The 15,161-nt window shown below is 72.5% G+C and carries 11 protein-coding genes; 5 read left to right on the top strand and 6 right to left on the bottom strand.

Features of this window, described 5'->3' with window-relative positions; genetic code table 11:
* Positions 1-15: 15 nt before the first annotated feature.
* Both ACFT55_RS09525 and ACFT55_RS09520 read right to left on the bottom strand, forming a co-directional pair.
* Positions 16-927, bottom strand: a complete 912-nt coding sequence (locus tag ACFT55_RS09525; protein WP_380243578.1) for a hypothetical protein — start codon at positions 925-927, stop codon at positions 16-18.
* A 336-nt stretch (positions 928-1,263) separates the two neighbouring features.
* Positions 1,264-3,687 carry a hypothetical protein gene (locus ACFT55_RS09520; protein WP_380243577.1) on the bottom strand — a complete coding sequence of 808 codons (2,424 nt, stop codon included), beginning with the start codon at positions 3,685-3,687 and terminating at the stop codon, positions 1,264-1,266.
* A gap of 160 nt (positions 3,688-3,847) precedes the next feature.
* Here ACFT55_RS09520 and ACFT55_RS09515 point away from each other — a divergent pair, with 160 nt between their 5' ends.
* Both ACFT55_RS09515 and ACFT55_RS09510 read left to right on the top strand, forming a co-directional pair.
* Positions 3,848-4,936, top strand: a complete 1,089-nt coding sequence (locus ACFT55_RS09515) for a sensor histidine kinase (RefSeq protein ID WP_380243576.1) — start codon at positions 3,848-3,850, stop codon at positions 4,934-4,936.
* Positions 4,933-5,580 (top strand): response regulator, encoded by a 648-nt coding sequence (locus ACFT55_RS09510; protein ID WP_380243575.1) that lies wholly within the window; start codon positions 4,933-4,935, stop codon positions 5,578-5,580. The genes ACFT55_RS09515 and ACFT55_RS09510 overlap by 4 nt, the downstream gene beginning before the upstream one ends.
* 30 nt (positions 5,581-5,610) lie before the next feature.
* Here ACFT55_RS09510 and ACFT55_RS09505 read toward each other — a convergent pair whose 3' ends face one another.
* Together ACFT55_RS09505 and ACFT55_RS09500 are read right to left on the bottom strand one after the other, a co-directional pair.
* On the bottom strand, positions 5,611-6,309 hold the full coding sequence (locus tag ACFT55_RS09505) for a GntR family transcriptional regulator (protein WP_380243574.1): 699 nt from the start codon (positions 6,307-6,309) through the stop codon (positions 5,611-5,613).
* Entirely contained in the window at positions 6,306-6,965 is a 660-nt protein-coding gene (locus ACFT55_RS09500; protein ID WP_380243573.1) for an SGNH/GDSL hydrolase family protein, read from the bottom strand. Before ACFT55_RS09500 ends, ACFT55_RS09505 begins: the two co-directional genes overlap by 4 nt.
* 171 nt (positions 6,966-7,136) lie before the next feature.
* Between ACFT55_RS09500 and ACFT55_RS09495 the strand changes: the two genes are divergently transcribed.
* Positions 7,137-10,937 carry an Ig-like domain-containing protein gene (locus tag ACFT55_RS09495; RefSeq protein ID WP_380243572.1) on the top strand — a complete coding sequence of 1,267 codons (3,801 nt, stop codon included), beginning with the start codon at positions 7,137-7,139 and terminating at the stop codon, positions 10,935-10,937.
* Between the two features lie 70 nt (positions 10,938-11,007).
* On the opposite strand, the gene ACFT55_RS09490 is transcribed toward ACFT55_RS09495, so the two are convergent.
* Positions 11,008-12,135 carry a Gfo/Idh/MocA family protein gene (locus ACFT55_RS09490; protein ID WP_380243571.1) on the bottom strand — a complete coding sequence of 376 codons (1,128 nt, stop codon included), beginning with the start codon at positions 12,133-12,135 and terminating at the stop codon, positions 11,008-11,010.
* On the bottom strand, positions 12,132-12,833 hold the full coding sequence (locus ACFT55_RS09485; protein ID WP_380243570.1) for a ThuA domain-containing protein: 702 nt from the start codon (positions 12,831-12,833) through the stop codon (positions 12,132-12,134). Before ACFT55_RS09485 ends, ACFT55_RS09490 begins: the two co-directional genes overlap by 4 nt.
* A gap of 195 nt (positions 12,834-13,028) precedes the next feature.
* Here ACFT55_RS09485 and ACFT55_RS09480 point away from each other — a divergent pair, with 195 nt between their 5' ends.
* Both ACFT55_RS09480 and ACFT55_RS09475 read left to right on the top strand, forming a co-directional pair.
* Positions 13,029-14,351: an enolase C-terminal domain-like protein gene (locus ACFT55_RS09480; RefSeq protein ID WP_380243569.1), complete on the top strand. Its 1,323-nt coding sequence runs from the start codon at positions 13,029-13,031 to the stop codon at positions 14,349-14,351.
* 105 nt (positions 14,352-14,456) lie between these two features.
* Positions 14,457-15,083, top strand: coding sequence for a superoxide dismutase (locus ACFT55_RS09475; RefSeq protein WP_380243579.1), 627 nt, complete (start codon positions 14,457-14,459; stop codon positions 15,081-15,083).
* Positions 15,084-15,161: the final 78 nt, after the last annotated feature.

Here is a 15,161-nt window from a genome sequence, read left to right as displayed (position 1 = left end):
GAACCTTGGTGCCTGTCAGGGGCAGGAGACCAGCAGGCTGGTGAGGACGCTGCAGTTCGCCGACGCCGTGTCGTTCGTCGCGTCCGGGTCTGTCGGTGCAGACGTGGTCCGGGTTGCTGTTGCGGGCAGCTGGCCGATCGACAACAGGCCCAGGTTGGCGTTGAAGGAACCGGCGAACTCGTCACCGTGAGCGATCGCGCCGGTCGTGCACGTCACGTCGTCGGTGGATGCGGCGTAGGTGCACCCTGCCGGTAGGCCCGAGACTGACGTGACCTGGACGGGAAGGTCCACCACGATGGTCGCCGAGTCCACGTCGCCCGGCCCGGTGTTCGCCGCCGTCACGTCGTAGGTGATTCGCGAGGACAGCAATCCCGCGGTCGCATCCAGGCCGACCGCGATGTCGGCCTCGGCCTGGGCGATCGTGAGGGTTGTCTGACCAGCGCTGGCGATCGTGCACTTCTCACCGACGGGGCAGAGCTGGATCCTGGTATTGAACGTGTCGGTGTGGCCGCTGGGCGCGTCGTCGTTGACGACGAACTCGAACGTCCCGGTGACCACGGCCCCGGCCGGGAGCGGGGTCGGGAAGTCCAGGTAGAACCCGACACCACCCGGTCCGCCAGCGCCAGCGCACGTCGCGCCGGCCGAAGCAGTACATGACACGAACGCGAACTCCGACGCCAGATCGGTGGGATCGCCGCTGAAGGCGGCGCCGTCGAGAAGCGGCCCGCCTGTGTCGTTGGTGAAGCTCACGTCGACGGTGAACGTCTGACCCGGCTCCAGGACGTCGTCGCTGATCACGACCCTCAAACCGGACCCTTCCAGCACGACCTCGTCCGCTTGGGCAGGCATGGCGCTGGCCAACAGCCCTACCGCGGCCAGCGTTCCACCGGCGGCAACGCCGGCAATCAACCTTCGTACCGATCTCATCGTGAGTCCCCTCCCACTTGAGTGCAGGTGTGCCTCGACGACAGCGTCGACGGCACAGGAAGTGCCCGAGCCGCATGGCTCCCGGGCACGTTGCAAGCGCGGCCTCGCCGCGCAGAACGGGTACCTGGCAAGCCTTGAAGGGAACGCAGCCTGCGGCAACCGGGCAACGGCGAGCACGCACACGACCGACTGCGCAAAGCACCCGGTCAGCCGAGGTGTTGAGCACCGCCCGTTACCAGAACTTCACCCGCGGGGGTTGGTGAAGAGGTCGCGGACATAGCGACGACGCGCGGGCCCCGCACCCGGAGGTGCGAGGCCCGCGCGGTCAGCGTCCGGTCACTCGACGTGCGTCGCGTCGGCGTCCCCGTGGCGCCGGCGCCCGGCCAGGACGAGCCCGGTGCCGGTGAGCACGATCAGCGCGCTCGCGGCGAGCAGGGCCGGGTCGCTGCCGGTCTGCGCCAACCGCTCCGGCGCGGTGACGGCGACCTGGGCCGTCTGTCGCGCGTCCGACGGGCCGAGGTTGGTCGGGTCCGCCGAGTCCGCCGCCGCGACGACGGTGCCCTCGTGGCTGACGTACACCGGGGCGCTCGGGGCGGGGGTCCGGCCCGAGGTACCGCCCTCGTCCGTGCGGTGGGCGGGGTTCGTCGGGTCAGCCGGGTCGGCGGGGCCAGCCGGGTCGGCGGGGCCAGCCGGGTCCGCCGGGTCGGCGGGGTCCGCGGGGTCCGTCGGGTCCGTCGGGTCCGTCGGGTCCGTCGGGTCCGTCGGGTCCGTCGGGTCCGTCGGGTCGGTGGGGTCCGTCGGGTCCGTCGGGTCCGTCGGGTCGGTCGGGTCGGTCGGGTCGGTCGGGTCGGTCGGGTCGGTCGGGTCCTCATGCTCGTCCGCCAGCGTCACACCGACCCAGTCCCAGGCGGTCGAGGGACGGTCGAGCTCGCCCAGGCCGATGAACCAGTGCTGGAACTGGGACGGCGTCCACTGCCCCGTCTCGGGGTCGGTCGTCCCCTCACCGTGGTTGTTGTGGTCCCAGCCGGTGTAGAAGTGCGGGCTGCCCTGCTCGGTGCCCTCGGCGGAGCCCCAGAGCTGGAACGTCGGGAGGTCGGCGACCTTCGTCCCGGCGGGGACGCGGACGAAGACCTTCTGTCCCGGGGTGACGCTGTCGACGACGCGGCCCTGCGCGTCCACGAGCACGACGCCGTCAGGCACCGGGGCGCCGTCCGCCGTGCGGAGCTCGACGTGGACGTCGCCGGTCCCGCCGACCAGCGAGGCCGTGAAGCCGTAGTCGGTCGTCCCGTCGGCGTGACGCACGTAGCCGTTGCTGGTGAAGCCGGGCTGCGGCATGACCACGTTCGTCGTCAGACCCTGCTCGATCAGCCAGGCCGCGGTCTTCAGCGTCGCCCGCCGGTCGCTGTTGTAGCCCTCGTCCCAGTTGCGCGTCCAGTCCTCGTCCGACGCCTCGAACTGCTGCAGCGCCTTCTCGGAGACGGTGACGTGGTTGTTCGCGTCGACGTCGAACAGCAGGCCCATCACCTCGTGGCCGGTGGAGAAGTACCAGACGGCGAACTGGGTGGCCTCGTACGCCGTGTAGTCCAGGAGGCGCTCGCGCTCGCTGTCCACCTGCTGCTGCCACCACTCGCGCACCTGCTCCTGCGTGTACTGGCCGGCGTCGATGGACGACTGGTACCAGCCGAGGTACGTCTCCCAGCTCGTGCCGGGCTGGAGGGTCACGCCGGCGCGCTCCAGCAGCCGCTGGGCGTCGGCCGCCCGCGCGGTCAGGTCGTTGCCGCCCTTGTACCCGTTGACGAGCACGGTCTGCTGGGCGGACGTGTTCTCCCAGTGGATGCCGTCCGCGTCGGGCGTGACGCTCTCGTCGCCCGACCAGGCGTGGTACCACGAGCCGGCGATGTCCCGGTCGTAGACCATGTGGACGGTGCCGTCGTCGTCCACCAGCGTGTGGTGGAGGATGTGCAGCTGCGGCTGCCCGCCCCAGCCGCTCCAGTCCTTGCCCGAGCCGCCCTCGGCGGGCTCCAGGAAGTACCAGTAGTCGCAGGAGAAGCCGTCCTGACCGCCGTCGTGCCAGTGCGGCTCGTACGCGGAGTCGGGGTAGGCGGCGGAGGTGGCCGCGAGGAACGACGCCGCAGGGGCGGCGCCCCGGGCGGTCGTCGCGGGTGCGCCTGCCGGCGCGGCGTCCTCGGCGGGAGCGTCCTCGGCAGGAGCGTCCTCAGCAGCGGTGTCCTCGGCCGTCGTCGCCGACGGCGCCTCCTCGGAGGTCCGTGCCTCCTCCTGCGCGGGCTCGCCGTCCTCAGAGGTTCCGGCGGCATCGTCGGCCGTGTCGTCGGCTGTCTCGTCGGCTGTGCCGGAGCCGCTCTCCGCGGCCGGCTCCGCGTCGGTCGACTCGTCGGTCGCCGCGTCGGTCGCCGCGTCGGGCGTCTGGTCGGGCGCCGGGGCGACGACGGGGTCGGCAGGCTCAGCGGGCTCGGCAGGCTCAGCCGGCTTGGCCGGCTCGGCCGGTTCGGCGGCGACCGTCTCGGACGAGGCCGAGGTGCTCGGAGACGTCGTCGCACCGGAGGACGACGAGGTCTCCGCGTCGCCGGACCCGTCGCCGCCGCGGCCCTCCTCGGCGGGCGCCGGATCGGTCGCGGGAGCGGAGGACTCCGGCTGCGGAGGGGCCGTGGTGTCCCCCTCCCCGGCGAAGGCCGCCAGCGGCGCGCCCAGCGCGAGGGCGGCGGAGACGGCAGAGACGGTGGCGGTGCGACGGACCTTCATGATCATCCCTCGATGTGGTGGGGCTTTCTGATGCCTCCACCGTCCCGCCGGAGGCCCCACCCGCGGCACGCCCGAACGATGGCCTCCCCTACCTCCGAACGTCGGTATCTGCGAGCGCCGGTGCGGTCGCCGTCTCGCGCAGGCTGGCTACGCTGAGGCCGTGGAGCCCGCCCGGACGCGGATCGACGTGCTCGTCGCCTCGGTCTGCGCCGTGGGCGGCCTCCTCCTGGTGCTGTTCCGGGCCGGCTCGGGCTTCGGCTGGGCCCCCACGTGGGCCGAGACGGCGGCCCAGCTCGGGGCCGCCGCGCTGCTCCTCGCCCGGTCCCGGCACCCCCTGCTCGTCCTGGCGGGATGCGTCCTCGCCGGCCTCGTCACGCCGGTCGTCGCCGTCCTCGGCGCCGCGCACGCCACGGGCCTGTTCGTGGCGTCGTCGCGCACGAGCATCGGGGCGATGCTCGCCACGGTGACCTTCACGTGGCCCACCTGGCTGCTCACGTCGGAGCCGACGGGGCCGAGCCTCCTGTGGGCGGGGATCCTCATCATCCTGTTCGCGTACGCCGCCGGCCGCCTCCAGCGCATCCAGCAGGAGGCGGACACGGAGGCCTCCGTCCGGGCGGAGGCGCAGGCGCGCGCGGCCGAGCGGGCTGCGCTCGGCCGGGACCTGCACGACGTCGTGTCCCACCGGATGAGCTATGCCGTCGTCGAGGCCGAGGTGCTCGGGACGGCCACGCCCGACGACGAGGTCCGGCGCGCCGCCCGCGAGATCGCCACCAGCTGTCGTGCCGCCCTCGCCGAGATGCGCACCGTGCTCCGGGCCCTGGACGTCGCCGGCGGCACCACCGCCGGCGGGACCGGCGCGGGCGACACCGCCGCCGAGCTGGAGGCGCGGGTCGACGAGGCGCGTCGGGCCGGGCAGCCCGTCGAGGTGGTCGGCGCCGTCGCCGCGCACACACCGCCCGACGTCGTCGACCGCACGGCGGTGCGGGTGGTCGACGAAGGGCTCACCAACGTGCTGCGGCACGCGCCGGGCGCACCCACGACGATCCGGCTCGCCGACGCGGACGGCGAGCTGCGCGTGTCCGTGGAGAACGGGCCGCCGACCGCCCCGCCGACCGGCCTCCCCGCCGGCGGCTTCGGGCTGGCAGGGCTGCGGGAGCGGGTGGCGCTGCTCGGCGGCACCGTGGACGCCGCTCCCCTGGCCACCGGCGGCTTCCGCCTCAGCGCCGTGCTGCCGCGGAGGACCGCATGATCCGGGTGGTGGTGGCCGACGACGAGGCGCTGCTGCGCGCCGGCATCGTCCGGCTCGTCGAGTCCGCCGCGGACCTCGAGGTCGTCGGCGAGGCCGCCGACGGGGCGGAGGCGGTGCGTCTCGTGCGGGCGGAGCTTCCCGACGCGCTTCTCCTCGACATGCGGATGCCCGTCATGGACGGCCTCGACGCGACCCTCACCGTCCGCCGGGAGCACCCGGAGACCGCCGTGGTCGTGCTCACGAGCTTCCTCACCGACGACTACGTGCTCCCCGCGCTACGGGCCGGCGCGACCGGCTACCTGCTCAAGGACTCCACCCCCGACGAGCTGCACCAGGGCATCCGGGCCGCCGTGGCCGGTGACGCGATCCTCTCGCCGGCGGTGACGCGGCACCTGCTGGCCGCCGCCGGCGACGACACCTCCGGACGGCGGGCCGAGGCGCGCCGCCGTCTGGACCGTCTCGCCCCCAAGGAGCGGGACGTGGTCGAGGCGCTCGCCGACGGGCTCTCCAACGCCGGGATCGCCGCGCGGCTCTACCTCGCGGAGTCGACCGTCAAGGCCTACCTCGCGAGCGCGATGAGCAAGCTGGGGACGACGAACCGCACCCAGACCGCGATCCTCGCCCACGAGGCCGCGCACCCGTAGCCCGCGAGGACCCGGCCGCCCGCGAGGGCGTCAGCCGGCGCTGCCTCCGGTGTCGTCGGGCCCGTCGGGGCCTTCGTCGTCGAGCAGCGTCCCCGCCGCGTGCGCCTCGAAGAGCGTGGACGCCGCGTCGCCGTCGCCCGCGTCGAGGACGTCCAGGAGGCTGCGGTGCCAGTCGGCCACCTGGTGCCAGTCGCCCGTGAACTCCGGGTCGCCCAGCAGGTGCATCGACCGCAGGCTGGGCTCGATGATGTCCCACATGCGCGGCAGGTAGCCGTTGCCGCTGGCCTCGATGACCGCGCGGTGGAAGGTGAAGTCGAGCTCGCGGAACGCGGGGAGGTCGTGCGCGTCGACGGCGCCGTGCATCTCGTCGATGACCTTCTCCAGGCTGGAGCGGGTCTCGGGCGCGAGCTGCCCGCAGGCGAGCCGGCCGGCGAGGGCCTCGAGCGCGACGCGTGCCTGCTTGGCCTGGTGGGCCTCCTCCTCCGAGTACTGCGCGACGAAGTTGCCCTGGTGCCGCACGTGCGTCACGAGCCCCTCGTGCGAGAGCCGCTTGAGGGCGTCGCGCACCGGCGCCTGGCTGACCTGGAGGCGGCGGGCGAGCTGGGACTCGACGAGCTGCTCCCCCGGCGCGAGCTGCGACGTCTTGATCATCGACTTCACGAGGTCGTAGATCTGGTCCGACAGGAGCCCCCGCTCCAGGCCCCCGATCGAGCTGAGCGCGTCCGTCATGCCTGCAGCCTAGCCTCGTTATCGACAATCGTTTGTGCGTCCTCGCCGCGGAAGGCGGCCAGCCACGCGTCCGCGATGATGCGCGACGCCGACGGCGTCGGGTGGACGCCGTCGGGCGCCAGGGTGGCCGCACCCGCGCTCTCGGCCGCCCGCGTGAGCAGGGAGTGCAGCGGCACGAGGGCCGCCCCCGTCTCGGCCGCCAGCCGTGCCACGACGTCCCGCTTGCCCGCCAGGTCCTCCAGCCAGCCCCGCTGCTCGTCGCGCACCGGCAGCAGGAACGGCTCGACCAGCACGAGCCGCGGGCCGCCCGCGTCGGGCGCCGCGACCCGGGCGAGGAGTCGGCGATACGTGGCCTCGAAGGCCTCGGCGCTCGTCGCGTCGCCGGCGTCGAACCGGCGCCAGGTGTCGTTGACCCCGACGTACACGGTGAGGACGTCCGGGGCCGACGGCGCGACGTCGCGCTCCCACCGGGCCTCCAGGTCGACGGCGCGGTCGCCACCGACGCCGACGTTGACCACCTCGGCGTCCGGCAGGGCGCGGGCGACGAGGCTCACGTAGCCGTCGCCGAGCGACGTGACGTCGCCGCGGTCGCGGCCCGCGTCGGTGATGGAGTCCCCGACGAAGACGAGTCGTCCGGGGGTGGCGCTGCGGGTCATGAGCTCTCCTTCGAGTGGCGTGCGGGTCCGACCGTAGCGGGTCGGGGCCGTCAGCACCTCATTGTCAGCGATTATCGATTAATGTAACCTGCCGGTGCTTGACGATCCGGGCGCGGCGCACCCGCGTCGCCCCGACTACCCGTGACCCCACGAGAGGTCGGAGCACTCGCAATGAAGCGACCCCTGTCAGCACTGCTGCTGACGTCCCTGCTCGTCGCAGGGACCCAGACCGCCGCGCACGCGGATCCCCCCGACGCCGCACCACAGGCCAAGACCGGCACCACCCTGTACGTCTCCCCCTCCGGCGACGACGACGCGAAGGGGACGCAGCAGCGGCCCCTCGCCACCCTCGAAGGCGCCCGCGACGCGATCCGCGCGCTGCCGAAGGGACAGCGGAAGAAGGGCGTCACCGTCTACCTGCGCGAGGGCACGTACGAGCGCTCGTCGTCGTTCCGCCTCGGCCCGGAGGACTCCGGCACCCCCGACGCCCCCGTCACCTACGCCTCCTACCCCGGCGAGACCGCGACGCTGACGGGCGGCAAGGAGCTGCCCTACGACGGCTTCGCCCCCGTCACCGACCAGGGCGTGCTCGACCGGATCGTCGAGACGTCAGCCCGCGACGACGTCCTCCAGATCGACCTGGGCGCGCTCGGCATCGACGACTACGGCCAGCTCAGCCGGCACGGCTACTGGAAGGCCAACGACGTCAGCACGACGCCGCCCATGGAGCTGTACGTGGACGGCGAGGACATGACCCTCGCGCGCTGGCCCAACGCCGGCGCCGCGAAGGACACCGTCCAGATGAACAAGATCGTCGACCCCGGCCCCACCAAGGACGACGCCGACCTGCAGGAGCGGGGCGGCACGTTCAGCTACTCCTACGCCCGCCCGCAGTACTGGGGTGAGGCGAAGGACGTCTGGCTGGACGGCATCTTCGGCCAGAGCTGGGAGTGGTCGTACAACAAGATCGCCGCCATCGACACCGACGCGCGCACCATCACGCTGCGGTACGGCGAGATGTCCGGCCTCATGAAGACCTGGTACCCGGACTTCCACTTCGCGCAGAACCTGCTCGAGGAGCTCGACGCCCCGGGCGAGTACTACATCGACCGCGACGCCGGCGTGCTCTACCTCGTGCCGAACGCGTCGTTCCTGGCGCAGCGCGGCGCCCCCGTCGTCACGACGCTCGACGAGCCGATGATCCGCACGGACGGGGCGTCGTACGTGACGTTCGACGACCTGGTGCTCGAGTACGGGCGCGCCACCGCTGCCGTCATCCTCGGCGGGAGCCACGTGACGATCTCGCACAGCGACGTCCAGAACTTCACGGACGGCGGCGTGCTCATCAACTCCCCCGGCCGGTACACGTACGACGGCATCCCGGTGAACCGGGGCGGCACGGACCACGCCGTGGTCTCCAGCGACATCCGCCACGTCGGCGGGGTCGGCGTCGTGCTCCAGGGCGGCGACAAGACGACCCTCGCGCCCGGCCGCAACCGCGTCGAGGACTCCCACATCCACGACTTCGCGTACTACCACAAGGCGTACAACCCGGGCGTGATGTTCGACGGCGTCGGGAACGTCGCGCGGGGGAACGAGATCAACGACGCCCCGCACCCCGGCGTCATCGTGCACGGCAACGACCACCTGTTCGAGCAGAACGAGGTCTACGACGTCTGCAAGACGTTCCAGGACCTCGGCGCCGTCTACATGAACTCCGGCGAGACGCCCCAGCAGCGCGGTCACGTGTTCCGGCAGAACTACTTCCACGACATCGGCGTCGGCAAGGACGGCATCGAGGGCATCTACGCCGACAACTTCACGTGGGACCTGGAGATCAGCCAGAACGTCTTCGTGAACCTGGGCAACGACGCCATCAAGTCGGGCTCCGCCGACTACATCGACGCCACGAACAACGTGTTCGTCGACACGAAGGTGCCGTTCGACAACTACACGCAGTGGATGGGCGACGGCGAGGGCAACACCGTCGACCGCGTGTACATGCCGAAGTGGCAGAAGGTGTTCGCCGACAACAAGGACTTCGTCGGCACGCCCTACCTGGAGAAGTACCCCGAGCTGGGGCACTTCTTCGAGGACAACCACTACTTCCCGGACCACTCCACGTTCGCGAAGAACGTCGTGTGGAACCCGAACCGCAAGCGCAACCCCGACGTCAACACCGAGGGCGCGCTGGACACGAAGAACCTGCTCAACTACGGCGACAACTGGGTCACGGACACCGACCCGGGCTTCGTCGACGCGGCGAACGGCGACTGGACGCTCCGTGCGGACGCCGCCGTCTTCGGCCAGGTCCCCGGCTTCCAGGCGATCCCGTTCGCCGAGATCGGCACGGACGGCCACGTGGGCCAGTCGCAGACGCCGGACAGCGTGGCCCTCGAGTCCCTGGTGCTGCCGGCGGACCAGCTGGCGGTGACGCTCGGCGACGAGGTGTCGGTGGCCGCGCAGGCGGTGCCGTGGAACGCGACGCAGCAGGCGGTCACCTACACCTCCAGCGACCCGGAGGTCGCGACCGTCAGCGCCGCGGGGATCCTCACCGCCGTCGCGCCCGGCGAGGTGACCGTGACCGCGGAGGCGAAGGCCGACGCGGGCGTCCGGGACGAGATGACCGTGACGGTGGCCGCCGGCGACGGCGTGCTGCACTCCACGGACTTCGAGACGGGCGGCAACGGCTGGGCCACCGACCCGAACCGCGCGATCGTCGACGACGGCACGGGCGACCACGTCTACCGGATCAAGAACGGCGCCAACTCCCAGCTCGACCGCTCCTTCACGGAGTACGCGCTCGACTTCACGGTGACGACGCCCGCCGAGGTGCCCGAGGGCGGCCAGATGCTCGTCTACGACCGCACGGGCAGCACGCCGGGCGGGTATGTCCGCTACCGCCACGCGGCGGCCGGCTCGACATGGACGATCTTCGACTCCGCCTGGGGCACCGTGAAGGAGGTGACGCTGCCCGCGGGCGAGGGGCTGGAGCCGTCCACCCAGTACGACGTGCGCGTCGTGGTGACGGCCGGCGGCGTGCGGGTGCTGCTCGACGGCGAGCAGGTCGTGGCGGGTGCCAACCCGGCGCCCGACGGCGCCGGCAAGGTCGGCTTCTACGTGCAGGGCTTCGCGTCGCTGGACTTCGACGACGTGCGGTTCTCGCTCGTGGGCGTCGACCCCGACGGGCTCACCCTGGCGCCGGCCGAGGCGACGATCGAGCCGGGCGAGACGCACCCGCTCGCGCCGTCGTTCACCCCCGCGGACGCCACGCGCACCGGGCTGGGGTGGACCTCGAGCGACGAGTCCGTCGCGACCGTCGACGCGAAGGGCGTGGTCCGCGGCGTCGCGGCCGGCACGGCCACGATCACGGCGACGTCGACCGTGGTGCCCGGCCTCGCGGCGTCGTCCTCCGTGACGGTGCGGGCGGCCGACCATCCCGTGACGTCGCTCGGCGCCGAGATCCTCGACCCGGCGGCGTGGGCCCCGGGCGAGGGCGTCACGGTGGCCGACGGCGCGGCCCACCTGGCGCCGCGCGGCGCGTGGAGCTTCAGGCCGACGCAGTTCGGCGACGAGCTGCTCCGGTTCGACGCCTCTGTCGGGGCCTACAACGGCGGCTGGTTCGGGTTCTCCGTGCGCTCGAAGACGGCCGGCGACCCGGTGTGGACCAACAGCAGCTCGGGCTACCTCGTGGTGATCAAGGAGGACGTCATCGAGATGCAGAGGTGGAGCCCCGCCGTCTTCATGGTCGACACGTTCCCCAACACGGTGATCGAGCCGAACTCGACCCACGAGGTGACGTTCGGCGCCGTGGACGTCGAGGGCGGCGTCCGCGTGGTGCTGCGCGTCGACGGGGAACCGGTGTGGAGCTACCTCGACGACACCGCCGACAACGCCCTGGCCACCGACGGGTACTTCACCGTCTACCGGCAGGGGCCCGCGGGCGAGATGAGCATCTCCCCCGCGAGCTGACCGCCGCGTCGAGAACGGGGCCTGTTCCGTCGTCCGGTCGGACGGCGGGACAGGCCCCGTTCCTGACGGTTCAGGCCCGCCAGACGTCCGTCGGCGTGAGCGGCACAAGCGGCGGCACGTCGGGCGCCGTCGTCATCGCGACCCGGCGGCCGTCGGCCGCGGAGTCCAGCAGGCCGGACATGACCTCCATGACGTGCAGCCCCACCTCTCCGCCGGCGCGCGGGGACGACGGCGCGTCGCCCAGGCCGACCGCGCCGACCATCTCCAGGAGCCCGACGCCGCGGCCCGCGCCCTCGAAGCCCGCCTCGGGCGGCAGCACCTCCCACCCGCCGGCGCCGAGCGCACGCAGCTCGACGTCGCCGTCGAACCGGTTGGGGTCCGGCACGACGAGCGACCCCTCCGTCCCGTGCACCTCGATCGGACGCGCGTGCGAGCCGACGGCGTCGAAGCTCACCGTCACCGTCGACAGCGCGCCGCCCACGTGGCCCAGCACGCCGGTGACGTGCGTCGCGACCTCGACCGGCACGCGCTCCCCCGCCCGGGGGCCGGACGCGATCGTGCGCTCGTCCCGCGACCGCGACGCCGCGCCCTGCACCCACGCGACGGGTCCCAGGATCTGCACGAGGCTCGTCAGGTAGTACGGCCCCATGTCCAGCAGCGGCCCGCCGCCGGTCGCGTAGTAGAAGCCCGGGTTCGGGTGCCACGCCTCGTGCCCCGGCGAGACCCAGGTGGCGACCGCCGCCGTCGGCGTGCCGATCCGACCGGCGGCGACGGCCGCCCGCGCGGTCTGCACGCCGGTGCCGAGCACGGTGTCCGGGGCGCAGCCCACCCGGGTACCCGCCGCGGTCGCCGCGGCCAGCACCTCGCGCGAGGACGCCAGGTCCGCGGCCAGCGGCTTCTCCCCGTAGCGGTCGACGCCGGCCGCCGCGCAGGCCCGCGCGACGTGCGCGTGCACCCCCGGCGTGGTGAGGTCCAGGACCACCTGCACGTCGTCGGCGGCGACGAGCGCCTCCAGGTCCGCGGTGACGCGCGCACCGGGCAGCTCGGCCGCCACCGACTCGGCCCGGGAGCGGTCGAGGTCCGTCACGGCGACGACCCGCGCACGGGGGTGGCCGGCGAGCGTGTCCAGGTACTGGCGCGAGATGACGCCCAGGCCCACGATCCCGATGCCTGCGGGCTCTCTCGTCGGTCCTGTCATCGGCTCGCCCACAGCAGCCCCCGCTCGACCATCGTCCGGACGGTCGGGTTCTCGAGGACGTCGACGGAGTGGCCCGGCGTGGCGACGAACACGCGACCCGCGCCCCACTGCCGCGTCCACACCGCCGGCGACGTCACCGGGCGGTGCCACGGGTGCCAGTCCGGCGCAGGATGGGTGGTGGTGGCGAGGACGTCGATGAGGTCGTCGTGCAGCACCCAGTACTGCTCGGTCTCCAGCTCGACGTCGCCCAGGCCCGCGGTGATCGGGTGCTCCCTGCCCAGGTCGGTGAGCTCGATCGTGTGCCGCAGGAAGTTGTCCGACCCGTCCCCCACCCGCAGGTGCGGCTCCTTGCCGGGGTGCGTGGCGAACTGCCCGCCCACGAGCTGCAGGTAGTCGGAGCTGGCGCGGTAGGAGTCGGCGATGCCGCCGTGCCAGCCCGCCAGGCCCGTGCCGGCCTCGACCGCCGCGCGCAGCCCCGCCAGGGCCGGCCCGCTGATCTCGGACATCGTCACGCACTGCAGCACCAGGTCCGTGGCCGCCATCAGCTGCTCGTCGGCGTAGACCTCGTTGTCCGTCTCGACTTGCACCTCGAACCCCTGGGCGCGCAGGAACGGGACGAAGAGGTCCGTCGTCGCCTCCGGCGCGTGCCCGTCCCAGCCGCCGCGGACCACGAGGGCTCGCCTTGTCGCGTCCGTCATGTGCTCTCCTTCTCGTCGTCGATGACTGTCGTGAGCGGATCGAGCCTAGCCGTCCGGCACGGCCATTCCTCGGACGTCTTGGGTCGCCGACGCTCCCGGTCCTTGTGGTTTTCTCGCCACGCCCCCTACGGTGAGCATCAGTCATCAGATGTTTCACGTGGATCGCCACGAGATCGCCACGAGGAAGAGGCGCGCATGCCCACCATCACCGACGTCGAGATCACCGACGTCCGCTTCCCGACGTCCCGCACCGCCGACGGCTCGGACGCGATGAACGCGGACGCCGACTACTCCGCGGTGTACGTCGTCCTGCACACCGACGGCACGGACACGGAGGGCGCGCCGCTCGCCGGCCACGGTCTGACGTTCACCATCGGCCGCGGCACCGACGTCGTCGCGCTCGCCGCGCGGCACCAGGCCGACCTGCTGGTCGGGCGCGACGTCGACGACGTCGTCGGCGACATGGGCGCCACGTACCGCGCCCTCACCGCCGACAGCCAGCTGCGCTGGCTCGGCCCCGAGAAGGGCGTGGTGCACCTGTCGCTGGCCGCCGTCCTCAACGCCGCGTGGGACCTCGCCGGACGGCGCGCCGGGAAGCCGGTGTGGCGGCTGCTCGCCGACATGACGCCCGAGGAGCTCGTCGACGTCGCCGACCTGCGCTACCTCTCCGACGCGCTCACCCGCGACGAGGCGCTGGAGATCCTGCGGGCCGCCGCACCCGGCAAGGCGGAGCGCGTGGCGCACCTGGAGCGCCGCGGCTACCCCGCCTACACGACGTCGGCCGGCTGGCTCGGGTACGACGACGACAAGCTGCGCCGTCTCACCCAGGAGGCCGTGGACGCCGGGTACCGGCACGTCAAGCTCAAGGTCGGGGCACGGCTGGAGGACGACGTGCGCCGCCTCGGCATCGCGCGCGAGGTCCTCGGCGCCGACCGCACGCTCATGATCGACGCGAACCAGGTGTGGGACGTGCCGGAGGCGATCACGTGGGTCCGCGCGCTGCAGCGGTTCGACCCGTTGTGGATCGAGGAGCCCACGTCGCCCGACGACGTCCTGGGGCACGCCGCCGTCCGGGAGGCCGTCGCCCCCGTGCGCGTCGCGACGGGCGAGCACTGCCACAACCGGGTGATGTTCAAGCAGCTGTTCCAGGCCGGCGCCACCGACTACTGCCAGCTTGACACCGGCCGTCTCGCCAGCCTCAACGAGATCGTGGCGGTGCTGCTGCTCGCCGCGAAGTTCGGCGTCCCGGTGTGCCCGCACGCCGGCGGCGTCGGCCTGTGCGAGATGGTGCAGCACGTGTCCGTGCTCGACTACGTCGCCGTGTCCGGGTCGCTGGAGGGACGGGTCACCGAGTTCGTCGACCACCTGCACGAGCACTTCACCGACCCGTGCGTCGTGTCCGACGCCGGCGAGGGCGTGTCGTACGTGGTGCCGAGCAAGCCGGGCTACTCCACCCAGATGCACCCGGCGTCCGTGGCGGAGTTCCGGTACCCGGACGGCGCGTGCTGGACCTCCTGACCGGCGGCGTGACCTGGGACACGTTGCCAGGAACACGTTGACCTCAACGAGGGTTCAGGTCGTAGCGTGACCAGCAACGACAGCAGCATCGACGAAGGGGACGAGATGTCCGTGTACACCCTGCCCGACCTGCCCTACGACTACAGCGCCCTGGAGCCGCACATCAGCGGCAAGATCATGGAGCTGCACCACGACAAGCACCACGCCACCTACGTCGCAGGCGCCAACACCGCCCTCGACAAGCTCGCCGAGGCCCGCGAGTCCGGCGACCTCGCCGCGGTGAACCTGCACGAGAAGAACCTCGCGTTCAACCTCGGCGGCCACACCAACCACACCGTCTTCTGGCACAACCTGTCCCCCGAGGGCGGCGGCGAGCCCACCGGCGAGCTCGCCGAGGCCATCAAGGACACCTTCGGCTCCTTCGCGAAGTTCCAGGCCCAGTTCACCGCCGTCGCGACCGGCATCCAGGGCTCCGGCTGGGCCGTGCTCGGCTGGGACGCCATCGGCCAGCGCCTCGCGATCTTCCAGCTCTTCGACCAGCAGGCCAACGTGCCCGTGGGCATCACCCCGCTGTTCATGCTCGACATGTGGGAGCACGCCTTCTACCTCGACTACCTCAACGTCAAGGCCGACTACGTCAAGGCCGTGTGGAACATCGCGAACTGGCAGGACGTCGCCGCCCGCCTCGACCGCGCCCGCACCCAGACCGCCGGCCTGATCGTCCCCGCCTGACCCTCCCCCGCAACGGACCGCATCAGACCGTCCGGACCATCCGGGTGCTGTGAGCGGGCGTCTGGCCCTGTTTCAGCC

It is taken from the genome of Isoptericola sp. NPDC057191 (assembly GCF_042670225.1).
Classification (GTDB): domain Bacteria; phylum Actinomycetota; class Actinomycetes; order Actinomycetales; family Cellulomonadaceae; genus Isoptericola.
The sequence above is the reverse complement of the archived record's forward strand: the minus strand, read 5'-3'. Positions and strand labels throughout refer to the sequence as shown.